This is a genomic window from Rheinheimera sp. SA_1, from assembly GCF_001669775.1.
Taxonomy (GTDB): Bacteria; Pseudomonadota; Gammaproteobacteria; order Enterobacterales; family Alteromonadaceae; genus Pararheinheimera.
The window spans coordinates 776,606-799,751 of sequence record NZ_LXWK01000016.1; the positions used below are offsets into that span (position 1 = coordinate 776,606).

Here is a 23,146-nt window from a genome sequence, read left to right on the forward strand (position 1 = left end):
ATTGCTGGTTTCGGCGGACAGTCAAATAAATAACCAAAATGGCCGGTGTGATGGTACCGGCCATTTTTATAACGATCTTAACTACGGCCTGCTCCAGTCTGAACGCTAATCAAGGCAGTTATTTCGTCCGGTACATCTCAAACCAGGCCAGCATCGTTTCAACTTTGGCAATCATCCGGCTTGGTTTATTGGAAATTCCATGCGGCGCGCCAGGCACCCGCACCAGCACAGTGTCCACTTTGCGCAGTTTTAACGCCTGATAAAACTGTTCTGATTCACTGATTGGCGTGCGACGGTCTTCTTCACCTGTCATCAACAAGGTCGGCGTTTTGACATTACCCGCCAGTGACAACGGTGAGCGTTTCCAATAATGCTCAACGTTTTCCCAAGGCACGCCAGGGAACTGATGATAGGTTTGATACAGGTAACTATCACCGGTCAGCACTTTACTGAGCCAGTTGATAATAGGTTTAATGACGGCTGCGGCTTTATAGCGGTCTGTTAACCCCACCGCATAAGCTGTAGCAATACCCCCGGCGGAACCACCAGCGATAAACAGGTTGTTTTCATCAACAAAACCAAGTTTAATCATGGCGTTAACGCCAGAATCGTGGTCGGCATAATCTTCTTCGGAACTGTATTTGCCGTTCAGCAGCATGGCAAAGCGTTCACCGTAACTGGTGCTACCACGGTGGTTGTCATAAAACACCACATAACCAGCGGCGGCATAACGCTGCATTTCAGCGCTGAAATGCGGGCCATACGCCAGATGCGGGCCACCGTGAATTTCCAGGATCAGCGGGTATTTTTTCGCGGGGTCAAAATCTGGTGGGGTTAAATACCAGCCTTGCATTGGTTCGTTGTCGAACGACGACTGGTAATTAATTTCCTGCACCTGCGCCAGTTTTTTATGCGCCAGTAAATCTTCATTCAACGCCGTTAACACCCGGCTTTTGCCCTGACTAATCACCGCGATATCGGCTGGACGTTGGCTGTTACCGTGGGTGTAGCTAATCACGCCGTTACTTAAATGATAATCACCACTTAAATAGGGTTGCGGTAATGCCGTGCCGGAAAGGCTGGCCGTAAGCTCTTCACGCTGGCCTTTTAAGTTTATTTTCGCCAGTTTGCGCAGTCCACGTTCGTCATATTGCACCACCAGCTCCGAATTATTCAGCCACTGTGGCGAAACCAGATCCAAATCAAGATCTTTCGCTACATCAGCAATAGCGCCGCTTTTCAGATCCAGTACTTTGAGTTTGCCATTGGTAAAAGGCACCTTGGCATTATTGCCCCAGATAAAGGCCAGCTTGTTGCCATCCGGGGAAAACTGCGCCGATTCTTCCTGCCCGGGCATTGTCGTCAGCGCTTTTAAAGCTCCACTTTGTAAATTCAGCTGATACAGGTTTTTATCCCGTGGCTGGTATTCCCATTCCGCATCCAGATTGGCGGAAAACACCAGGCTTTGACCATCCGGCGTAAAAGTTAAATCAGAACCATGGTGGCGCTCGCCTTGTGTCAGCTGACGCTCTTTGCCCCCCATGGCAGGCAGCACAAAAATTTGCCGGAACTCAGGTTTCAAAAAACCCTGACCATCGGCCTGATATTGCGCGCGGTCAATCACTACCACCGGTTCTGCCCATTTGGCACCGTTTGGTTTTTTTGGCATTTTGGTCAGCTGCGCCAATTTGGCCGCTGCACCAGCAACACTCATGCTAAACGCCAGTTGTTCGCCATCCGGTGACCAGGTTAGGTTAGCAGGACTTTTTGGCAACGCACTTAACAGCGCGGTGCGATTTTCAGCCAGCCAATGCAAATGAATTTGTCTTGAACCAGACCGGTCGGAAATAAAGGCTATTTTACTGCCATCCGGCGACCACTGCGGCTGACTGTAATTAAACTGGTCAACAAACAACGGTGTTTGTTGACCCGATTTTACATCGACCAGCCATAAAGTGCTGTGAGTACCGTCGGTCATAATGTCGTTGCTATTACGCACATAAACCACAGTTTTACCATCCGGTGACACTTGCGGTTCACTGGCGTATTCCAGCGCAAAAATATCTTCGGCGTTAAAATAGCTTGTTGGTAACACGCCAGTCTGGGCAGCAGTTTGAACAGCACTGGTGGTGGCAGCATTTGCCTGTACGACAAGCGGCAACTGGCTACACAATAATACGGCAGCAAGCTGGCATAAACGCCGGGAATGGAAAGTCGGTTTCATCAAAAGCCCTTAGTGAATTCTTATTTTTAGCATGGTAAACAAGCTACAACGGTGCCTGCAACAACACAATTTTGTCGCGACCAATAACCCTGATTTAACGGCACGCGGCAGGTAGAAAAGGTCCGCTAAGCTTTTAGTAAGTTAAATGTCGTTTTTTTATCAGCGACTGTCGCTGGTGGCTGGCTGTTATCATGGTTAGGCTCAGGGTTATCAACTTTCCACCTGACGGGTATTTCCACCATGCACATCCAATCTATGACGACACGCCATAATCACTGGCTAACCACGATTTTTCTGCTGTGGTCAGGCGCGGCATTAACCGGCTGTGGCGGCTCCGGCAGCCCGGACAGCGTCGTTATTCCCACACCAGTTCAAACGGTGCCACAAAATCCACCACCCGCAACTCAGCCGCCGGTAAATCTCGCCGTGCCAGACAACCGCACCGTGACCGAGTTCCGGGTAGCGTTGCTTGGCAACAGTCACGTCGCCAATCAGAATATCGCCGGACTGTTAAAAGAATTGCTGCAAACCGGTCGGCCGCAGGCAAAGGTGTTTACCCAAACGGCTGGTGGCCGGGGTTATCTGGATGAACGACTCAACGACAATGTTACCTTGCCATTGTTAACAGAGCAAAACTGGACTCATGTGATCCTGCAAGGGCAAAAATACTCGACCAGCGGGTTATACTCCTACCCCATCGACGCCGCGCTCTACTGGGTGGCGCTGATTAAATCACGCCAGGGCACGCCTATTCTATTTCCGGAACATGCCACTTTGGGCAACAATACTGAAGGTGCCCGGGTTTATCAGCTCCATCAATCGATAGTGCAACAGCAAGCAGCTTGCCTGACACCGGTGCCGCAAGCCTGGGCCAGCACCCTGGCACAGTGGCCGGACATACATCTGCATCTGAACGATGGTAACCACGCCAGCTTGTCAGGTGCGGTGCTAACTTCGATGTTGTTTTATCAGGTGATCACCGGTAATCCAGCCGACCAACTGCCCTATATCGCCGACCTTGGTCTATCGGCCTCAGTGCAACAACGGCTGGCCCAACAAGCTTCGGCCAGCTTACAACAACATCCGGCTTGTCCGTTTTAAGCCGCTTTTAGTGCAACCTTCCCACGCAACGGTCAGTTCAGGATGTCTCTGAAATAAAAAAGGCATCCTGATCCAGCTCTATGCGCCCTCATCTGACCAAAAAAAATACGACCACAATGGCGGCACTTTTGGGGCCACCCAACGCCGGCACTAATACTCTATCCATATGATTTAAATCATTTTTACATTAAATATAGCTTCGCAACTGAAGCTACACTTTGCAACTAACTTTACTTGCCCAGCCGACCTTCGCCGCAAATTCCCGAATTGCCTCTTTACAACTGTTGAATTTTTAATCTAGGATGGTCTCCACCTTAAATGGTATACAATATATTACATACAATATAATAAGGAATGTAGAGTGAAACACAGTCACCAAATCAACAGCTTACGTTTGTCCCTACTGGCAAGTGCGCTGGCCGTTGCGCTGCACTCGGCGCCGGTATTGGCACAAGACAATACTTCAGGCCTGCTGCGCGGCGTCGTCAGCTCCACCAGTGGCCAGCAACTGTCGGATGTCACCATCACCGTCAAGCATCTGGAACAAGGCTTTAGCCGCTCGGTGCAGACCAATAGCAAAGGTGAATACGTGTTGCGTGGTCTGCCGGTTGGCCGTTATCAGGTACTCGCCAGTCGCAACGGGCAAACGCCGGTAGAATTGCAACAGTTACAAATCAGCCTCGGTCAGTCGCAGGTGTTTACACCGGTACTGCCAGATAGTGGCGACATCGAACGAATTGGTGTAACCGCTGCGGCGATGCGGCAAATTGACACCGGCGACTCCACCGCCGGTCTGACTTTTGACGCCGACACCCTGGATTTAATGCCGGTCAACACCGGTTTTGAAAACGTCGCGTTACTGACACCTGGCGTCGCCAGAAGCTCGCAGTTTGATGCGTCGAGTTTCGGTGGTGCTTCTGCTGCTGAAAACGGCTATTTCTTAAACGGTATGAATATCAGCGCACTGCGTACCGGTATTGGTTCAATTAATTTGCCTTGGGAAGCCATTGCCCAGACGCAGGTGAAAACCGGTGGTATTTCGGCTGAATATGACCGTTTTATCGGCGGTGTCGTAAATGCCGTCTCTCAATCAGGTACCAATGAATTCCGATATGGCGGTGAAGTGCGGCTGGATCCATCGGCGCTTTATAGCGGCCATGACAGCGTATATAACCCAAATGGCAGTATGTCGATTAACAATCACGCTTCTGATGAAAATTTTCGTGAAGCCAATGTTTGGGTCAGCGGCCCCATTTTAGAAGACAAAGCGTTTTTCTATGCGCTGCTCAATCCAAGAAGATTCAACCAAGAATATGCCAACTCGGCCGGCACGGCTTTTACCGAACATGAGAAAAAAGAAGACCGCTGGTTTGTCAATCTCGACTGGTACATCACCGAAGATCACACCCTTACCGTCACCGCGCTGGATAACAGCGCTGATGAAAGCTGGCAAAGTTACAAGTGGAATACCGAACAAGGCACCGGCGATCATACCGGAACGACCTTAGGTTCGGCCGGTGGCAACATGTATTCGGCGCGCTACCAGGGCTTTTTAACCGATGATTTATCGATTTCCGCCACTATCGGTCGGGTCGAAGATACCCGCGACACAGTTCCGACCAATGCCTTACCCGGCGTCTGGGACTATGTCAATCTAAACGGCGAGCGCATCGGCGACTGGACCACCAACAACCTGATCAGCGAGACTTATCAGCGTGATCAGGCCAGGGTTGACCTGACATGGCAACTCGAAGCGCACACCTTACAGTTTGGTCTGGACAGTGAAAAACTGAAAGTCGATTATCTGGAATATCAAAATGGTGTTGGCGCGGCCCGTGGCTGGTGGGAGTACCGCACTTATCCTGCGATCCCACGCATTAACCTGCCAGGCGGTACTTACATTCGCCAACGGCAGCGTGATACCGGCGGCGAGACTGAAGTGAACTCTGCTGCAGTTTACCTGCAAGACAGCTGGCAAATTAATGATTCACTGGTGCTCAATGCCGGCCTGCGCTACAGCAACTTTGAAAATACCGCCACGACCGGCGAAGCCTACGCAGAACTCAAACGCCAGCTGGCACCACGGCTGCAGCTGATTTGGGATCCAACTGGTAACGGCGATAAAAAAGTGTTTGCTACTGTTGGCCGTTACTTCCAGCCAATCGCCGCCAACATGAATATTAAACAGGCCAGTGGCCAGAAAGATCTGCATTTTTATTACAAACCAGGCCAACTGGCCGCGAATGGCAGCCCGGTACTCAAACCTGACGGCTCGCCGGATATTGGCGCCCTCGTTGCGACCAACACAGTACAAAGTGGCGCGGTGGATGTGGAGCGGATTGCGTCAGATAACTTAGGCCCAATGTACTCGGACGAATGGACTTTAGGCTACGAGCAGGAGCTTGGGGATAACCTCAAAGGTGGCGTGCGTTTTGTTTATCGCGATTTAAAACAATCGATTGAAGACTCAGACTTAGGCCCGGTGGTGGCGCAGTGGCTGACGAAAAATAACGTGCAGAACAAGGTCAACGAAAGTTACTTCTACACTCTGATTAACCCGGGCAAAGACGTCAGCTTTTTCTACGATTTTGACCTAGATGGCAAAAAAGAACATGTGCAGTTAAGTGCCGCAGATCTGGCGTTACCAGATCCAAAACGCCGTTATCTGGCCTGGGAATTTACCCTTGAAGGCCGGCCAACCGAAGATTTGCAGATATTTGGATCTTACGTTTGGTCACATAGTTGGGGCATGACCGAAGGTCTGGTGCGAACCGATAACGGCCAGGCTGATCCGGGCTGGACCACTTCTTACGATTACGCCGATTTAATGGACCATGGTGCTGGTAACCTGCCAAACGACCGTCGTCACGTGCTAAAACTGAGTGGTATTTACGATTTAAATGACGACTGGAAAGTCGGTTTAGTGACCCGCGCTACCGCAGGCCAGCCGCTGAACCGTTTCAGTATTCACCCAACTGGCGTGGATACTTGTAAAGCGCCAAGCCTCTGGGCCGACTGGTGTGCCAGCCAATGGTATGATCAAGCTTCGTTCTACGATTGGGATGGTAAACCAGCACCACGCGGTTCAGCCGGTAACCTGGACTGGTTATATGAAGTCGATTTGTCGTTGACTTACCTGACCAGCGTGGCCGGTGGTGATCTGACGGTAAAAGGCACCATCTACAACCTGTTTAACTTCGATACGCCGCTGCGCGTCAACGAAGTGGCTCAGGTTACCAAAGCAGATGGCAGTTTTGCCGCCAACCCGGATTGGGGTGTCGCCACTCGTCTCCAGAAAAACCGCACCATGTCATTGGTGGTACGTTATCAGTTCTGATTGAACTGAGATCCAATAGCGGCGGACTAGCCTTCGGCTGAGTCCGCCCAACTTTTCCACATATAAACAGATATTTACCGTAGTGCGCGACTCGCCGCGTCAGCGGCAGTGCGCCAGATGGTCAATTGATGCCGATGAGCTTGACGGCGGGCTAGCCTGCAGCTGCATTGCACCTTACTTTTGATTGCAAAAGACTTGTTCAAAACCTTAGTGCAGGATCCCGGCCGACCACAACCAAAGCCACACCATAAACAGCAGGAGCAGCATCACCACACCACAACCAACTTTCAGACTTTCGGATTGTTCAGCCACTGGCCCTGCCGGATAACGGCCGCCGGTGATAAGTTTCAACAGTTTGATCCCAGCATATCCCAACCCCTGTAACACCAGATCAATCAGGATATCGATCAGCAAAAAACGAATGGTTCGGACAAGCAGCGACCACAGTGTTTCAAAAATGTGTTCCAAAAAATTGATTCCTTTCAAGTAAATATCGACAAGTGGCGTTAGAGCTCCGTGTGCCGGTGCTGCTACAGCAAAACATCAACGTTCGCCGCCCAGTCCTGTGTGGTTTGGTTGTATTTCAGAGACAAACCAGACAAGACAAGACTACGGATGTCGTTAGGGTTTTGGTTCGTCAAGGTCAGCCGCAGCAGTCGCTGTTGCAGATGGTAGATCTTTTTTCAGCAGTAACAGCACCAGATAAATGACAAATAACGGTGGCATCACTGCCAGCACCCCACCGACCAGCGCCATTAAAAAAGGCCGGTTAGTTTTACGCCGCCCCAATAAATAACTGACGCTGGTACCAAACAGAAACAGCATGACAACGGCTTGAATCGAGATATACGAAGGTAAATTCATCGGGTTATTCCTGTAAATCAAATACCTACAGCGACCGTGCTTTGTGTTCAGTGCCGGCGCCTGGGGTAAAAAATAACAACGTACAAAGGTCGTTGTGGTCTAAAATCGGGTCTGCAGTATGCCAGACACCCGCCGGCACTAACACAAAATCTCCGGTTTGTTGCAACAATTGTCGCGATTCGATGCCATCTTGTTCCAGGATCAACGTGGCCGCGCCTTTGAGTAATAACACCAGTTCAGCTCCGGTTGGATGCCGCTCCCAGCTTGGCCATGGCGCATCAAAACTAAAAGCCGAGCACAACATACCTTGCTCTAATTGCGGATGTTGGCCCGACGCCAGTTCTTGCCAGAAGGTGGCAGCCGGGAGCAAAGCGCCAAACTGACCTTCAGCCGAAAGATGTAAATAATGCTCTGTGATTTGAGAAACTTGCATCAACACCTCCGTCTATACCCAAAATCATTGAAGATTCGGGTAGGCGGCAACTGAACGAATCCCCAGGAGAATAGTAGTCCTATGTGACTGGGGTTCGTGAAGGCGGCCAACAACCCCGAATCTTCAAGGATGACGGGTATATAAGCTATTTGTGTTTTTCCTGACTAAGTCAGTTCACTTGCTATCAGCAGCCACATAAACCCAGGCCGCCTGGCCAGACAACAATGTCGTTGCCACCCGCTGATAATCATCAACTTCATAGCTGTCCGCTGCCGCAAGTTCGGCCGCGCTCAACGCAAACACCGTGCCTGCCACCTGATCTGATGACTCACCGCTGTAACGCAAAATAGGGTGATATTCCTGACCGCTGCTCGCCAGCACCTTTGGGTCCGTGATCCGCATTTGCGCCAGCTGATAGCCGACCAGCGCATCAGCCTTGCCGGCAAGCGCCCGGCCAAAGGTATCCAGCTGTACTTGCAGTTGTTGCAAGGTGCCATATGAAAACAAAAATTCAGTTTGTTGCGCCGGTTCCACTTTGCCTCCTTTCATCAAGATTTCACTATGAATCTGCCTGCATCTGCCGGCGCCGATGCATCACTACTAACGCCAGCAGGCCTAATACAGCCACCACAATGCCAACGGGTTTGCCGTACGTCATCGGTAAATTAAAACCAATGCTGGCGGTCAGAATATAAGAAAGCGTCATGCTGCTACCCAGCACCGCCGGGATACTGGCCACCCAGTGAAAACTGCCGCGATCGAACAAATATTTGGTTGCCAGCCACAATACGCTGGTCGATAACAACATGTTACAGAAGGCGAAATAGCGCCAGATCAGGCTGAAATCCAACATCGTCATCAAGTAGGCGATCAATAAAATCGGCACCGACAACAACAAGCGGTTACGCAGACTTTGTTTGATTTTAAAGGCATCCACGATGGTCAACCGCAGTGAGCGAAAGGCGGTATCCCCCGAGGTAATAGGGAAAATTGCCACTGCAATAATGGCCATCACGCCACCAAAGACGCCTAAATAACCGGTGGCGATATGATTGACTACGAGCCCTGGCCCACCTTGATCCAGCATGGCTTTTAGCTCAGGATATCCGCCCGGAAAGGCCGCAATACCCGCCAGTGCCCAGACACAAGCAACAATGCCTTCGCAGGTCATGGCGCCGTAATACACCGGCCGCACGTATTTTTCGTTGGTCAGACAGCGCGCAATAATCGGCGCCTGGGTCGAATGAAAACCGCTAATGGCACCGCAGGTAATGGTTAAAAATAGCAATGGCCAGACCGGCAGGCCATCGGCATTTGGCGCTAAAAAGTCGTGCCGGTGCTCGTCAGTAAAATAGGCAAAAAAATCGCCCGCCACCGGTAAATTTGGTGCTTCCAGCAATAAGGCACCAGCCATCAATACCGTCATCACAATCATCAATAAACCAAAGGCCGGATACAATTTGGTGATGATTTGATCGATTGGTAATAAGGTTGCCAAAAAGTAGTAGACCAAAATGACCAGCACCCAAAAGGTGTTACCGGCCAGAAAAGTCCCTTCAAAATACGATAAATTACTCAGTAGCCCAGCCGGGCTCATAATAAACACCACCCCGACAAAAAACAGCAGTGCGGCGGTGAACACCAACATTAAGCCTTTGAAAAATATATTGTAATAATGCCCGGCAATTTCCGGTAGGCTTTTACCATCTTCCTTAATGCTCATCACGCCGGAGAAATAATCGTGCACCGCACCGCCCAGAATATTACCGATCACAATCCACACCAGCGCCACCGGGCCATATAAAGCACCGAGAATAGGACCAAAAATTGGACCGACCCCCGCAACATTCAGAAATTGGATCAGGAAGGCTTTAGAAGGTGAAATGGCAACATAATCAACGCCTTCGCTAAATCTGGCTTGTGGCGTACTGGCATTGCTATCGATGCCGGCCTGCTTTTCGACAAAAGGACTGTAAAACTTGTAGCCCAACACCAGCAAGGTGATACAGATGAAAAAAATCAGCATAATAAATTCAACATAATAAAGGTTCCGATGAAAGTCCGTGGCAGCTCAGGGGGTTAATCTACCATTCTGCCACCGACAAGTGCATGGAGTTTATTTGGTTTTTTATGCGCTGAGTTGGTTAAGTCCTGCTAATCGACCATGCATCAATAGCAGCAAGGGCTCAGGCCTGATCAAGTGTGGCATGAAACATCCAGCGGACACCAAAGTTGTCATTCAGCGCGCCATAAAGCCCAAAAGGCTGCTCCGTCAACGGATCGGTCACTATGGCCTGTGCTGCTAACAAGGCAAAAATTTCGCGGGTCCGGCTGACACTGCCGCCACGCAGATACAGGCACAGCATATTGCCTGGTTTTGGTTGTTCGGTTGGGTGTAACCAATCCGACGCTGAGATATCCACTTCGTTTGAAGTCAATCTGGCATTGAGCACCCGCTCCTGCAACGCTTCCGGAAACATCGGCTGCATTGGCGAATCTTTCACTTTGATAAGATGTAGTTCACCGCCAAACACTTGCTGGTAAAAGCTCATCGCACTGTGACACTGGCCGTCATACAACGCATAAACAGATAATTGCATCGGGTTTTCTCCATATAGCCGAGGGATGTTCATCAGGCCATCCCAGAAAACAAAAAGCCACAATTGCAATACAACTGCAGCTTTTAGCTTAGTTTTTGCGGTTCATCAGAACTGGTGTCCAGCCTCAACATTAGCTTGCGCTTTTGACACTATCAACCCACTGCTGCACCCGTTTTTCCAGCAATTCGAGTGGCAATGCGCCGCCGTTTAATACCGTGTCATGGAAACCACGGATATCAAATTTGTCGCCCAGTTGCTCACGCGCTTTGGCGCGAATTTCCAGAATTTTCAGCATACCGATTTTATAAGAAGTGGCCTGACCCGGAGTCACCAAATAACGGCGCACTTCGGAAATCACCGCTGTTTTAGCCACCGGCGTTTTTTCCAGAAAATAATCAATGGCTTGTTGTTCGCTCCAACCTTTAGCGTGCATGCCGGTGTCGACCACCAAACGCACCGCACGCCACATTTCGGTGATCAGCCGGCCAAAATCACTGTACGGACTTTGATAACCGCCCATTTCTTTGGCCAGTATTTCCGAATATAACCCCCAGCCTTCAGAATAAGCGGTAAAACGCGCCTGAGTTCTGAATTTAGGAACTGCGGTCAGCTCCTGCGCAATCGAAATTTGCATATGATGGCCTGGGCTGCCTTCATGATAAGCGATGGCTTCCATTTCATTTTTTGGCATGGCTTTCATATCGGACAAATGCGCGTAATAAACGCCTGGGCGCGAACCATCGGCAGTCCCGGAGGAATAATGCTGCGCCGCACCTGGTTGTTCACGGAAGGCTTCAACCCGTTTTACCACCAGTTTGGCTTTAGGCAAAATACCAAAATACTGCGGTAACTTGTCGGCAATCACCGCTAAATACGCTTCTGAATCAGTAATATAAGCTTGGCGACCTTCATCGGTATCCGGGTAGAAAAACTGCGGATCGGTTTTGATAAATTGGAAAAACGCCGCTAAGTCGCCTTTAAAACCGACTTTGTCTTTGATCGCAATCATTTCCTGGGTCAAACGAGCTACTTCGTCCAGACCAATCTGATGAATTTCATCGGCAGTTAAAGTGGTGGTGGTCGACTGTTTTAAGCGTAAATTGTAAAACTCAACGCCGTTTGGTAGCGTTGATGCCCCCTGAGCTTGCGCACTGGTATGTGCAAGTTCCGACTGTAAAAAATCTCGAAGTGCAGTGTACGCCGGCTGGAACTGGCTGGTTAAGGCGGTTTTGGCGTCATTGCGCAATTGGGTTGCCTGCGCGTCGGTCAGCTTATCAGCCTTGATCAGCGCATCGATTTTTTTGTTGACGTCAGTCCAGAGCGGCGCTTCTTTTTGATCAGCCCCCACTTTACCATCATCACTAAACGGCTGACCGCTCAGCAAATTATTTAACTGAACTAAGACACCTTCATAAGCAAAACGCGGTGGCCGCACGCCAAGTTCGGCTGATTTTGCGGCGCGTTGCTGTAAATCAGCAATGGCTTTAGCAATCCCACCAATCCGTTTGATGTAGGCTTCTAAATCAGCAACTTCATCAACTTTATGAAAGTTCATCAGCATCTGCGGCAACATCGAATGCATACCGCGCATCTGATTAAACCAATAATTGTGGTCACGGAATTTCGCCGCGTCTACACTACGCTGGTACTGATAAATCCATAAATCGTATGAAGTTTTAGCTTCGATATCGAGTTTGCTGTAATCAAACTGGCTTTTCAGCTGCTCAACAGTCGCTGCCAGCCAGGCCAATTGCTGTTCTTCCGCTTCCGAGGTTACATCATCAATCTGATCGTATTTGTCTTTGCGTCCTTGCGCCGTCAGTTGCAGCGGACTCATCTGCAATTGCTCTTCGTATTTGGCCTCAAACCATTGGTTTAACTTAGCCGATTCTGATTCAGCAGCAACGGTTACCGGAGCAATTGCTGTTTCTGGGGCTGCAGCCGGCGCGGCCGATTCGGGTGTTGCTGCAGGCTGGCAACCCGCCAGCACAGTGGCCAGACTTAACGCTAATAATGAATATCGCACAGGGCAGATCCTTAAAATAGAATGGAAAAAAACCAATGTCTCGGTTTCGTAAATTCATTCCATAGTGCAGGCTGTGTCACGCATCTGCAAGACAGTGACCCAGTCAGTGGTAGCACTTGTTTGTAGATTGGTAGCATTTGCAGTTGTTATCGCTGTGCTGTGTTGAGGTATATCAGCAGTGACAGCCGGACTGCGTGCCATCGTCCGGCTGATTGAGCACAGCTTCAATCCGATAACCATCCGGATCCAGCACAAAAGCCGCGTAATAGTGATCACCATAATCCGGACGTAACCCGGCCGGACCATTGTCGAGCCCACCATTGGCCAAAGCCGCGGCATAAAATGCATCGACGGCCGCCCGATTTGGCGCGGCAAAGGCCAGATGAAAACCAGCACCAGCAATCACTTGCTGCCCGGCACGAAGTTTTAGAGCGAATTTATCGCCACCACCAGCATGGCCGTAGCCCACAGCGGCGTCCGGATCCCCCTCATCAAAATCCGTCCACACCCGCTGATAACCAAGGCTCGTCAGTACCGCATCATAAAACCGCACCGAACGATGCATATCTGTCACGCCAAACGAAATATGATGTAGCACCTAGCTGTACTCCTGAAGATAGAAACATGGGTAAGTCATTCATTAACCGGCAATTTACTCATTAGTTACTACAAATACAATCAATCCCAATCTAATAGCACCGCATTCAATTCCCAATCCCATTTTACCGCTGGAACCCCGCCATTAAACGGATCCAGTTGCAGCCGCAGCCCTTGCTTGCGACACTGCGATATCAGGTCTTCACAATAATTAAAAACGGGAAAATCATGTTCAAACGCGCACTGCTGAGTTGTTGTTTATTGGTATTGTTCACGCACGCCAGTCCGGTGCTGGCATTAAGCAATACTGCTGACCGTGTGGAGAGCGCCAGTCCGGCGAAAAAACCGGAACGAACGACATCAGCGCCAGAGCGCGATCGCGGTGATGGCCCTTATGCCCGGTTAATTTTGCGTGGTGGTACTTATATCAGTGGCGAAGGCGCGCCGCCGCTGGGGCCTGTGGATATCGTGATTGAAAACGATCGCATTGTCGAAATCACTGCTGTGGGTAACCCTGGGGTGCCCATTCTGCCAGAAGGCCGGCCAAAAGCTGCTCAAGGCGATCAGGAACTGGACGTCAGCGGCATGTATATTCTGCCCGGTTTTATTGATATGCATGGCCATATTGGTGGCTCGGCCAACGGCATTCCGGCCGAATACGTGTTTAAACTGTGGCTGGCGCATGGCATTACCACAGTGCGCGAACCCGGCAGTTTTAATGGTGTGGAATGGACCATGCGCCACGTCAAAGCTGCCGCCGACAACCGTATTGTCGCGCCCCGTATCGTGCCTTATGTCGGTTTTGGTCAGGGCTTAAGCAAGCCGGTATTCAGCCCGGATCAGGCGCGCAAATGGGTGAAAGAGATTAAAAAAGCCGGCGCTTCCGGTATTAAGTTTTTTGGCGCGCCGCCAGCTATTATCGCGGCGGCACTGGACGAAGCCAAACTGCAAAAGCTTGGCACCATGATGCACCATGCACAGCTGAATGTGCTGCGTACCAATGTGCTCGACAGCGCACGTTTGGGTTTAACCTCAATGGAACACTGGTATGGCTTGCCAGAGGCACTTTATACCGGACAGACCATTCAGAATTATCCGGCGCACTACAATTATCAGAATGAACAAGACCGGTTTGGCGCCGCCGGTGAGCTTTGGAAACAAGCAGCAGCGCCGGGATCCGAGCGTTGGAATGCGGTGCGCGATGAACTGATCCAACTCGATTTTACCATCAACCCGACGCTTACAATTTATGAGGCCACCCGCGACGCCGAAGCACAGCGTAACGCCAGCTGGCATCAGGAATACACCCTGCCAACTTTAAGTAATTTCTTTAAACCAAATCGCTACGCCCACGGTTCGTTCTGGTTTGACTGGACCACCGATCAGGAAATCGCATGGCGCGAAAATTACCGATTATGGATGCAGTTTTTAAACGACTATAAAAACCATGGCGGCCGCATCACCGCGGGCTCAGACGCCGGTTATATCTATAAAATTTATGGTTTTGCCTATATTCAGGAATTGGAACTGCTGCGTGAAGCCGGTTTTAACCCGCTGGAAGTGATCCAGGCAGCGACGCTTAACGGCGCTCAGGCGCTGGGTTTAGCTGATGAGATAGGTAGTCTGTTACCCGGCAAAAAAGCCGATATGCTGATTGTCGCCGAAAACCCACTGGCCAATTTTAAAGTGTTATACGGCACCGGCCATTATCAGCTCAACGCCAACAACCAGCCAGAACGCAGCAAAGGCGTGCGCTACACCATTAAAGACGGTGTGGTTTATGATGCGCAGCAGTTGTTGAGTGATGTTAGGAAGATGGTTGAGCAGGCGAAATTAGCTGAGCCTGCAATTAAAACCGCGTCAGCCGCGAAGGATGAATAAACAAGGTGGACGAGAGTAACGCCGTTAGCGTTACTCTCTTAAGCATCAAACAGCTTGAACAAACAACAATTGGGGATTAAGCCCGGCGCTGTGCAAACTATCAGACTGGATTTCTCGCCTGATACAACCACAACTTTTGCGTGGTTTCAGCGAACGACACTTCCTTTTCAAACACCAAACCGAGTTTTTCCAACACCCGCACCGAGGCGGTATTTTGCGGAAAAACCGTGGCAACTATCTTGTCGAGTTGGAGCTTTTCATAACCATATTGCAGCAGCGTCGTTGCAGCTTCTGTCGCAAAGCCCTGTCCCCAGTATTCCGGCAAAATCCGATAACCAAAAGCAAAACTATCGTGCTCCGGCGCTGGTCTTAATCCGGCAATGCCAACCACCAGCCCGGTCGACTTTTCAACACAAGCAAAGCGGCCAAGACCAACGCTTTCATCAGCGCGAAAATCAGCACTTTCCAACGTCGTCGCGGCCTCAGCCAATGAAGTTAACGCCGCTCTGGTGGTATATTTCACCAGCTCGGGTTCGGAATTAATCCGGAAAAATACCTCGGCGTCCTCGCTGGTAAAACGTCGTAGGGTTAATCTTTCGCTATGCAGCATAGGGTTCTCTGGAGCAGACATTTCAACGTACTATTTTGCGATAACTAGCGCGGTCGATATCAATCACTTCAACTGAAATGGAGCTTGGTGCTAGCGCAAGCACTGCGAGTTGTTGCAGCACGGTTTCTGCCAAATGGGCTTTTTGCGCGGCGCTTCTGCCAGATAAAATGTTTAACGACACATGGATAAAATCGGCCTTCGTGTTGCCGGTTCGAAAATGCTCAAACACCCTAGCCCGAACTTTAATATCGCTGCCATCTTCTTCAAAAAGCTGTGACTGAAAAGCGCCGGCAAAGACTTTGTCCATCACTACAGCACTTTCAAAGGCGGCTGAATGTTCAATCACACAATGGGGCATAGACAACTCCGCTAAAAAACATCACCAGTTATCAGACTGGTTTTTTCAAATCCGTCACTTCAGCTGCATTCAACACCCGCGGCACCGATCTTGGCGAACCATCAGCATTAAATAGAGGGGATTGCAGATACCTGCCACTCACCCGCTCAGAGATGAGTAACCACAAAAAGCTGCTAATGACCCTGAACAAACCATGTTGCTGTGGCTTGGGTGTCCCCAATGCGGTGTTGGTATTGAGTTGTGCAACTTTGTCGCCAAAATCGGCGTTTAGTTGCGGGTGGGTCAAACAACTGTGGATCAGTCCTATAAAAGCACCGCCACGACTTGCCATCGTGTTACCAATCGGCGTGTGACAACAGCGGGTATACCAACGGATCATGCCTTGCTCCGTGAGTCGTACCGCCAGCAATTGATCTTCACCTTGCAGGAACCTGAGCTTTGACTGCGCGACTTGGATAAGTTCTGTACCGCCTTGTGCGTCCAGTATCGGATGGTCAGAGCCTGAGTTGGCAGCTGTTTCGCGTAATCCAACCACAAACCGTCCAAAGGCCCGACAATCGGTGCAATAACAAATCAGCCGATTGTGCGTGCCGCGACAATCGACCTCAGCACGAACCAAACCACATTGACACTGTAATTGATGCATGATTGGCCTTCATTCATTAAGCTTACCGATGTTAACGATAATTTAATGAATGTACCTTGCTATGTCATCTATTTATTTCGTCTAAGCAGGAACAATTTGGTGGCCGATGGCGTCACTAACTCCAGTTGCCATCGGCCTCAATCTACTTAGTTTTTCACTTCCAACAAATACTTCGCCACTGCCAGCCGGGTTTCAGCGTCGAGGTAATCTTGTTTTGGCATGTGCGGATAGTCTTCACGTTTTTTCACCGGATTGGCGATGTAATCAGCCAGTGCTTGCGGGTCGTCCATGTATAACGACTGGATCACTTGCACTGGTGGACCAATCAGCCGGCCAGTGTAGGCGTGACATCCGGTACAGATGCCAAGATAGGCATATTTACCTTTATCAGCTGCCGCCACTGAACGTGGTGCAGCTGGGGTGTCGAGCAAATAACTGACCACTGAATCGGTGTTACTAAAGCTACAGGCTGGCCAGCTGCTGACGCCGACAGTCACATATTGCTGGGCATTATTAATACAACTGTTGTTGGTATTACCGACCCGCACGATGTCCGGGTTGCCTTGTTTCAGCTCTGTCGATAGCAGCACTTTAGCTTCGGCAATGGTGTCATAGCCATTGTTATACATCATATTATTTAAAATCATGATTTCATCAGGTGTTGGATCAGACCCCGGATCCAAGGTGGTATTCGGCGCATTTTGATGGTCGGTAATAATAATACCGGCGGTTTTATTGTTGAGGATCAGGTTGTCTTCAACGATGACCTTATCCGCCGCCATAATCAGAATACCGGTACCGGCCGGGATGCCCGCCACCATACTGCCCGACGCACCAAAGTTTTTGGTGTTGTTGTCGCTGATCCAGTTGTTGCGGATAATCACATCAACGGTGTCTTTGATTGGCAACCCTGGCGTCACAAAGGCCAGAATGCCGCCAGTGTTGTGATGCACGAAGTTATTTTCGACCACAGCATGGCGGCTGTTTTCAATTTCAATACCGGCCACGCTGTCGAATACTTCATTGTTGGCGACATGGATATAATCGCTCATGCCGACATAAATGGCGGCGTCTTCAATGCCCGACACCACGTTATGTTCGACGATGCCGTTTTCGCCCAGTTGCGGGAAAATGCCATACACGCCGGTGTCTTCGATGATGTTGTTGCGGATCTCAAAGTTGTTGCCGGCCTGGCCCATAATGCCGTTGCCTTTGTATTTGGTGATCAGGAAGTTCTCGACCACGATATTGTTGCCCGAATACAAAATGGCATCGTTTAAGTGACCGTCGCCAAACAGTTTTGGCCTTTTACCTTCAACAATCACCCCGCTTAACCGGATATTGTTTTTATCGATATACACGGTTTCAGTATAAGTACCGGGCCAAACCTCAATCACATCGCCCGGATTGGCCGCTTTCACCGCGTCCATAATCAGCTGACCGTCTTTCACCTGATGCACTTTGCCGGTAGGCGCGGCGTTAATCACCGACTTTTTCACATTGCCAGATGTTGTTGCACCGCCGGCGTTGTAGCTGACTTCCGGTGCGTAAGTGGGTGCCACCGGTGCTTTGGCGCTTAAAAACTTACCGGCAAAAAATGCCACGGGCACCAGTAACGCCAGCGCAATCGTCGTTTTTTTCATGGTTGGATCCTTTGATTATTAGATGGTGCTGAGGTTGTAGTCGTTGTGGAGCTAATATCCGAGTTCTGAACTGTGGCTGTCGGCGATTCAGCCACCTGAATTTCAGCTGGCAACGGCAAACCCGAAGGCAGCCTGGTTGGCACTGCCGGCAACAGGCTTTCGTCAGTTAAGGTGTGCAAAAACTTGCTGATTTGACCAATCTCTTCCGGGGTCAGTTTTGGCTCCCAGATATGCCAGTGCAACAACAGTTTTTGATCCGCCACTGCATGGCCGCGACCTTTGGTATAAAACTCTGCGGCTTCATCCAAAGTGGCAAAACGGCCGGAGTGCATATATGGTGCGGTGCGGGCCACGTTACGCAAGCTCGGCACTTTAAAGGCGCCGCGTAATTTAGTCTTTTCACTGTTGTTGCCAGCGCCCTGATCAAAGGGCATACCGGCCGGCTCGGGCGTACCAATCACCGCTATTTGCTGATTGGTAAACAGCGGCGGTGTGTGACATTCGGCGCAGCGCGCGACAAAAGAGCGAAATACGTTCAGCCCATTAATCTCTTCTGGATCAAGCGCTTCGTGATAACCATGGGCGTATTGATCGTAACGGCTATTCAGCGAAATCAACGAGCTTTGAAAAGCCGATAGCGCAGTAGCCACCTGCGACAACTCCAACTGCTGCGCTTCTGGAAATGCTTGCCGAAATAACGCCGGATATGCGCTACTTGCCGTTAAATCAGTCAATAACTGCTCTGCGGTATTGGCCATTTCGTGCGGGGCAAATAACGGGATCAAGGCTTGTTGCTCCAGTGAATCAGCGCGGGCATCCCAGAATAGTTTTTTTAGAAAACCGACATTCCATAAACTGGGCGCACTGCGCGTCCCGACGTCACCATGGGTGCCGGTACTGAGCGCTTTACCGTCCGTAAACCCTTGCCCCGGCTGATGGCAACTGGCGCAAGCCTGGCGATGATTACCCGACAGCAGCGGATCAAAAAACAAATATCGTCCCAAATCAATTTGCTGTGGACTAAAGCCATCACGTGTTTTGGGTAATGCGGTTTGGGTGCCGCCAACTCCCTTATTATGCAGCGAATCATAAGCGTCATAACGAGTCACCAGCTGACAAGTATTGGCCGCGGTGCGCTCAAAACTGGGCGGACAGTTGGAATTCAGGGTGATCGGAGCTGCAGCCGCAGCGGATGTGGCCAGCGCCAACAGCAAAGTCAGCATCATGGTAATCCCGCACCGATATAAGCAGCCACGGCGGCAATATCCGCATCCGTCAGCTGGCGGCTCATCAACGCCATTTGCCGGCCCGGTTTATCGGTTTTGTTACTTCCCCTTACTCCGCCCCGAAAATGCTGCAGCTGCAATTGTAAATAACCAGCGTCCAACTGCTGCAACGCTGGTGCATTTAACGTTGGATTGCCTTCAGCTTTGGCGCCATGACAGGCACCACAAGAACCAATATATAACCGGCGGCCTTGGTCAAGTTGCGCTGCATCAAGCTTGTCGCCTGCTACAGTTTCAGCTGTCGCCGTTTGCTGGCTGTAAAAAATCGCCAGAGTTTCAATCTCAGCCGCCGTCAGCGTTTTGGCCATCGCGGCCATTTGTTGTCCGGTCAGATCATTGGCGGCTGCACCCCGTTCGCCCAACTGAAACTGCAAAAGTTGCTTTTTAAGGTACGAAGCCGACTGCCCGGCAAGTTGTGGAGCTTTACTCGCCTGGCGCACTCCATCAGCATGACAGGCGTTGCAGGTGTCAGCTGTCGCGGCAAACACTCGTTCAGCGTTAAATAATAAACACAATAAAAACAACAATCTGGCTGAGATCAGCAGAACTTTTGGTGTTGGCATCAGACTTCAGCAGACGCTGCTCGTGCTATTGGACATGGGCTGTAGCTTGCTTTTTTGAGACTCAAGGTTCAAACCGAAAAGTGTGCAAAATTGTCCAGTTGGCTTTCTTTAGCGCTTTGCATTGTTACTATCAATGCGACCAGGACCCTCTCTGACAGGTTGCGAAAAAGCAGGTTGCAAATGAGCAGAGCCAAATTCAGATCCAGGGCCAACAACGAATAATAATTACAACAAACGGTAAAAAAACCGGTACTAAAAACGGAGAGAGCGATGTCAACAACAGCTAAGTCCAGAAGCGCTGCGCCTACCAGGTCAAATCAACCCGCATTTCATGCAACCGGCAATCTGCTGACATTCAAAGCGCAGCCATTAGCCCTTTGCATCACCTTGCTGCTGGCCGGTTACAGCACCCCATTGCTGGCGCAGGAAAGCGCCGCTGCCACCCAAACCAGCAGCACCAATAACAATAAAGATGCCGCCATCGAAACCATCACCGTCACCGCGCAAAAACGGGTGCAGAATGTGATGGATGTGCCAGTGGCAATCGACAGCATTTCCGCCACCGATTTAAAAGAAACCAACTCGGTGCTGCTCGGCGATATTGCCGATTACACGCCAGGCTTTAAATTCAGCAAAGACGCGGTGGTTCAGGCCAGTGCCACTATGCGCGGTATTTCCAGCAGCAATATCAGCACCGGCGGCGACCCGTCGGTGGCGATTTTTTTCGATGATTTTTACCTGCCACGCGCCGCGCAAAGTGTGATGTTCTCCGATATGCAGCGCATTGAAATTCTGAAAGGCCCACAGGGCACGCTATTTGGGAAAAACGCCGCTGCCGGTGTGGTCAATATGATCCCAAATGCGCCGTCGCAAGAAGACGAAGCCTTTTTAAAAGCCACGGTCGGCAACTATGCGCTGCGCCGTTATGAAGCGATGGCCAATACCGCGATGAGTGATGAATTTGCGCTGCGCTTGAATTTAATGAGCAATCAGCGTGATTCATTTTTAGACAACGTTTATCAGAACTACCAGGGCGAAGAGCTTGGTAACACCGATCATCAGGCAGCACGCCTGGCCACTTTGTGGCAACCGAACTCCGCCACCAAAGTGCAATTTAGTTACGACTGGGACGATGTGAATCAGGGTTATGCACCGTCGATTGGCCTGAGTCCTTACGCTTACAGCACCAACCCGCTTGATCGCACCATTGAAAACGATGTGATTGACGGTCATGAACGCCGTGATATGAGCGCGTTGTCGCTGAAAATAACCCACGATTTTAACGACGACTGGTCGGGCAAACTGATTAGCAGCAAACGGCAATGGGAAGTGTCAGGCCGTGATGATTCAGACGGCACTGCCGATAAAACCCGTTATTTGGACACCATCAACTTTGAAGACTCCGATATTTTCTACAACGAACTGCAAATTAACTATCAAAAAGATCGGCTGAGCTATGTCGGCGGCATCACCTACAGCACCGAAAATGTCTACCAGAAAACCAGCCTGAATATTATGGCCGACACTGTCGCCAGGCTTACCACCGCCAATCTCAATGGCATGCTGATCGGCGCTTTGCAGGGTGCTGGCTTGCCAGATGAAATGATTGCGCAAATGGGTCTGCCGGCCGATCACCTGTGGAACCCACAAGACTGGGCCAGCATTTTAAGTGTGATGGCGATGGTTGATCCCAGCGTCGGTGAGTTATTGCAAATGTTAGGCGCAGCGCCTTTTAGCCCGGAGTTAGTGGGTGCAATCGCTGCCACCGGCGATTTAACCTATCAGGCAATCGGTGCCGGTCTTGGCATCAACGAGATTTTTGGCCCATCCAATGCCGGAAAACTCTGGGCGGAAGATATCATCAACAGCGGCAAATTTACCTCTTATGGCATCTATTCCGACGTCGATTATCAACTCAATGACCAGTGGGGATTCACCGCAGGCTTACGTTACAGCCGCGATGACAAAGACTTCAGTTGGGAAATTAAAGAGCGTTCTTTTGGCGCGGCGATGCCTGGCCTGACCGACTTTTTATTTCCGGTGATGCCACGCCTCGATGCCGGTCATAGCTGGAGCAAACTCACTGGCCGCGCGGTGACCCGTTATCATCTGAATGAAGACAGCATGCTGTATCTGTCTTATTCAACCGGTTATAAATCAGGAGGTTACGATTCGTTAGACCCACGTTCAGCGCTCACCCCCTTTGCGCCGGAAGAAGTCGGCAACTTAGAGCTGGGCTACAAAGCTGATTTATGGGGCAAAGTGCGGCTGCAACTGGTTGGCTTTCAGATGGATTTAACCAACCGCCAGCGCTCGGTGAATAGCAAAGAGCCGGGCTCTGGTGTGGCGGTGCCGGTGGTGATTAACGGCGATCAGGATATCAACGGCGTGGAAATGATCCTCGACTACCAGGCGACCGACACGCTGAAACTGGGTCTGGTGACCGAATATCGCAGTACCGAATCCAAGTGGCAGCAGTTCTACAACGCCGAAGGTAATTTAGTGACCGATGTCGAAAAATCGTCCACCGCCGATTCTTATACCCTCAGTGCCGACTGGACTCCGGTGCAGCAATGGCTGGCCGGTGATATCAAACTGCATCTGGATTATGTATTTGAAGAAAATACCCGTGCGGACGACCCGGATTTATTAGAAGTTGCCAAAACCATTCCGGCTTATTTTGCCGACAGCAAAAGCGTCAATGCCAGAGTGAGCTGGGCTAGTGCTGACCAAAAATGGGAGCTGGCGCTGTGGGGTAAAAACCTGACCGACAGTGAAACCACCGGCGGTATTGGTGGCTGGGCAGCGGATGTGTTAGGTACTCCTATCACTTCGCTCAATCCACCGCGCACTTATGGCGCTGAAGTGCGGTATCAGTTCTGACCAAATGGGGTGCTTTGCCGCGCTTTACCTCTGGCAAGGAACACGGCAGTATCTGTTACAGGCAAAGCCCGGTGTGATACCGGGTCACTGAACA

19 protein-coding genes are annotated in these 23,146 nt (G+C 50.5%); 4 read left to right on the top strand and 15 right to left on the bottom strand.

The window, feature by feature from the left end; genetic code table 11:
- Window positions 1-118: 118 nt before the first annotated feature.
- Window positions 119-2,224, bottom strand: a complete 2,106-nt coding sequence (locus A5320_RS15390; RefSeq protein ID WP_068066538.1) for a S9 family peptidase — start codon at window positions 2,222-2,224, stop codon at window positions 119-121.
- 240 nt (window positions 2,225-2,464) lie between these two features.
- On the opposite strand from A5320_RS15390, the gene A5320_RS15395 reads away from it, so the two are divergent.
- Window positions 2,465-3,325, top strand: coding sequence for a hypothetical protein (locus A5320_RS15395; protein ID WP_157605923.1), 861 nt, complete (start codon window positions 2,465-2,467; stop codon window positions 3,323-3,325).
- Window positions 3,326-3,686: 361 nt separating this feature from the next.
- Window positions 3,687-6,662 (top strand): TonB-dependent receptor, encoded by a 2,976-nt coding sequence (locus A5320_RS15400; RefSeq protein ID WP_068066542.1) that lies wholly within the window; start codon window positions 3,687-3,689, stop codon window positions 6,660-6,662.
- A 207-nt stretch (window positions 6,663-6,869) separates the two neighbouring features.
- Here A5320_RS15400 and A5320_RS15405 read toward each other — a convergent pair whose 3' ends face one another.
- The 8 genes from A5320_RS15405 to A5320_RS15440 form a co-directional block, all read right to left on the bottom strand.
- Window positions 6,870-7,130, bottom strand: coding sequence for a hypothetical protein (locus tag A5320_RS15405; RefSeq protein WP_068066545.1), 261 nt, complete (start codon window positions 7,128-7,130; stop codon window positions 6,870-6,872).
- Between the two features lie 153 nt (window positions 7,131-7,283).
- Window positions 7,284-7,526 (bottom strand): hypothetical protein, encoded by a 243-nt coding sequence (locus A5320_RS15410; protein WP_068066548.1) that lies wholly within the window; start codon window positions 7,524-7,526, stop codon window positions 7,284-7,286.
- 25 nt (window positions 7,527-7,551) lie between these two features.
- Window positions 7,552-7,959, bottom strand: a complete 408-nt coding sequence (locus A5320_RS15415; RefSeq protein ID WP_068066551.1) for a cupin domain-containing protein — start codon at window positions 7,957-7,959, stop codon at window positions 7,552-7,554.
- A 174-nt stretch (window positions 7,960-8,133) separates the two neighbouring features.
- Entirely contained in the window at window positions 8,134-8,508 is a 375-nt protein-coding gene (locus A5320_RS15420; protein ID WP_068066553.1) for a gamma-glutamylcyclotransferase family protein, read from the bottom strand.
- A gap of 10 nt (window positions 8,509-8,518) precedes the next feature.
- A complete protein-coding gene (locus A5320_RS15425) occupies window positions 8,519-9,985 on the bottom strand; it encodes a carbon starvation CstA family protein (RefSeq protein ID WP_068066557.1) in 1,467 nt (488 codons plus the stop codon).
- Window positions 9,986-10,145: 160 nt separating this feature from the next.
- On the bottom strand, window positions 10,146-10,559 hold the full coding sequence (locus A5320_RS15430; protein ID WP_068066560.1) for a VOC family protein: 414 nt from the start codon (window positions 10,557-10,559) through the stop codon (window positions 10,146-10,148).
- Window positions 10,560-10,689: 130 nt separating this feature from the next.
- Window positions 10,690-12,585: a DUF885 domain-containing protein gene (locus A5320_RS15435; protein WP_068066563.1), complete on the bottom strand. Its 1,896-nt coding sequence runs from the start codon at window positions 12,583-12,585 to the stop codon at window positions 10,690-10,692.
- Window positions 12,586-12,757: 172 nt separating this feature from the next.
- Window positions 12,758-13,183: a VOC family protein gene (locus A5320_RS15440; RefSeq protein ID WP_068066566.1), complete on the bottom strand. Its 426-nt coding sequence runs from the start codon at window positions 13,181-13,183 to the stop codon at window positions 12,758-12,760.
- Window positions 13,184-13,410: 227 nt separating this feature from the next.
- Between A5320_RS15440 and A5320_RS15445 the strand changes: the two genes are divergently transcribed.
- Complete coding sequence (locus A5320_RS15445) at window positions 13,411-15,063, top strand: amidohydrolase family protein (RefSeq protein WP_082971803.1); 1,653 nt, start codon at window positions 13,411-13,413, stop codon at window positions 15,061-15,063.
- A 100-nt stretch (window positions 15,064-15,163) separates the two neighbouring features.
- Here the strand turns inward: A5320_RS15445 and A5320_RS15450 are convergent, their stop codons facing one another.
- From A5320_RS15450 to A5320_RS15475, 6 genes are all read right to left on the bottom strand, one after another.
- Window positions 15,164-15,673, bottom strand: a complete 510-nt coding sequence (locus A5320_RS15450; RefSeq protein ID WP_197490132.1) for a GNAT family N-acetyltransferase — start codon at window positions 15,671-15,673, stop codon at window positions 15,164-15,166.
- 22 nt (window positions 15,674-15,695) lie between these two features.
- Window positions 15,696-16,031, bottom strand: a complete 336-nt coding sequence (locus A5320_RS15455) for a 5-carboxymethyl-2-hydroxymuconate Delta-isomerase (RefSeq protein ID WP_068066572.1) — start codon at window positions 16,029-16,031, stop codon at window positions 15,696-15,698.
- Window positions 16,032-16,062: 31 nt separating this feature from the next.
- The gene (locus A5320_RS15460; protein WP_068066575.1) at window positions 16,063-16,677 is read right to left on the bottom strand and encodes a DUF6151 family protein; all 615 of its coding nucleotides are present in this window, start codon (window positions 16,675-16,677) and stop codon (window positions 16,063-16,065) included.
- Window positions 16,678-16,823: 146 nt separating this feature from the next.
- The gene (locus A5320_RS15465; protein WP_068066577.1) at window positions 16,824-18,320 is read right to left on the bottom strand and encodes a parallel beta-helix domain-containing protein; all 1,497 of its coding nucleotides are present in this window, start codon (window positions 18,318-18,320) and stop codon (window positions 16,824-16,826) included.
- A complete protein-coding gene (locus A5320_RS15470; RefSeq protein WP_068066580.1) occupies window positions 18,317-19,546 on the bottom strand; it encodes a cytochrome-c peroxidase in 1,230 nt (409 codons plus the stop codon). Before A5320_RS15470 ends, A5320_RS15465 begins: the two co-directional genes overlap by 4 nt.
- Window positions 19,543-20,169, bottom strand: a complete 627-nt coding sequence (locus A5320_RS15475; RefSeq protein WP_068066583.1) for a c-type cytochrome — start codon at window positions 20,167-20,169, stop codon at window positions 19,543-19,545. The genes A5320_RS15470 and A5320_RS15475 overlap by 4 nt, the downstream gene beginning before the upstream one ends.
- A gap of 270 nt (window positions 20,170-20,439) precedes the next feature.
- Between A5320_RS15475 and A5320_RS15480 the strand changes: the two genes are divergently transcribed.
- A complete protein-coding gene (locus A5320_RS15480; RefSeq protein WP_068066586.1) occupies window positions 20,440-23,052 on the top strand; it encodes a TonB-dependent receptor in 2,613 nt (870 codons plus the stop codon).
- Window positions 23,053-23,146 lie beyond the last annotated feature (94 nt).

Bases quoted from the DNA above. Each gene is read 5' to 3' on its own strand.
- A5320_RS15390 (WP_068066538.1), bottom strand. From the start codon at position 2,224: ATGAAACCGACTTTCCATTCCCGGCGTTTATGCCAGCTTGCTGCCGTA.
- A5320_RS15395 (WP_157605923.1), top strand. From the start codon at position 2,465: ATGCACATCCAATCTATGACGACACGCCATAATCACTGGCTAACCACG.
- A5320_RS15410 (WP_068066548.1), bottom strand. From the start codon at position 7,526: ATGAATTTACCTTCGTATATCTCGATTCAAGCCGTTGTCATGCTGTTT.
- A5320_RS15415 (WP_068066551.1), bottom strand. From the start codon at position 7,959: ATGCAAGTTTCTCAAATCACAGAGCATTATTTACATCTTTCGGCTGAA.
- A5320_RS15420 (WP_068066553.1), bottom strand. From the start codon at position 8,508: ATGAAAGGAGGCAAAGTGGAACCGGCGCAACAAACTGAATTTTTGTTT.
- A5320_RS15425 (WP_068066557.1), bottom strand. From the start codon at position 9,985: ATGCTGATTTTTTTCATCTGTATCACCTTGCTGGTGTTGGGCTACAAG.
- A5320_RS15430 (WP_068066560.1), bottom strand. From the start codon at position 10,559: ATGCAATTATCTGTTTATGCGTTGTATGACGGCCAGTGTCACAGTGCG.
- A5320_RS15445 (WP_082971803.1), top strand. From the start codon at position 13,411: ATGTTCAAACGCGCACTGCTGAGTTGTTGTTTATTGGTATTGTTCACG.
- A5320_RS15450 (WP_197490132.1), bottom strand. From the start codon at position 15,673: ATGCTGCATAGCGAAAGATTAACCCTACGACGTTTTACCAGCGAGGAC.
- A5320_RS15455 (WP_068066572.1), bottom strand. From the start codon at position 16,031: ATGCCCCATTGTGTGATTGAACATTCAGCCGCCTTTGAAAGTGCTGTA.
- A5320_RS15460 (WP_068066575.1), bottom strand. From the start codon at position 16,677: ATGCATCAATTACAGTGTCAATGTGGTTTGGTTCGTGCTGAGGTCGAT.
- A5320_RS15465 (WP_068066577.1), bottom strand. From the start codon at position 18,320: ATGAAAAAAACGACGATTGCGCTGGCGTTACTGGTGCCCGTGGCATTT.
- A5320_RS15470 (WP_068066580.1), bottom strand. From the start codon at position 19,546: ATGATGCTGACTTTGCTGTTGGCGCTGGCCACATCCGCTGCGGCTGCA.
- A5320_RS15475 (WP_068066583.1), bottom strand. From the start codon at position 20,169: ATGCCAACACCAAAAGTTCTGCTGATCTCAGCCAGATTGTTGTTTTTA.
- A5320_RS15480 (WP_068066586.1), top strand. From the start codon at position 20,440: ATGTCAACAACAGCTAAGTCCAGAAGCGCTGCGCCTACCAGGTCAAAT.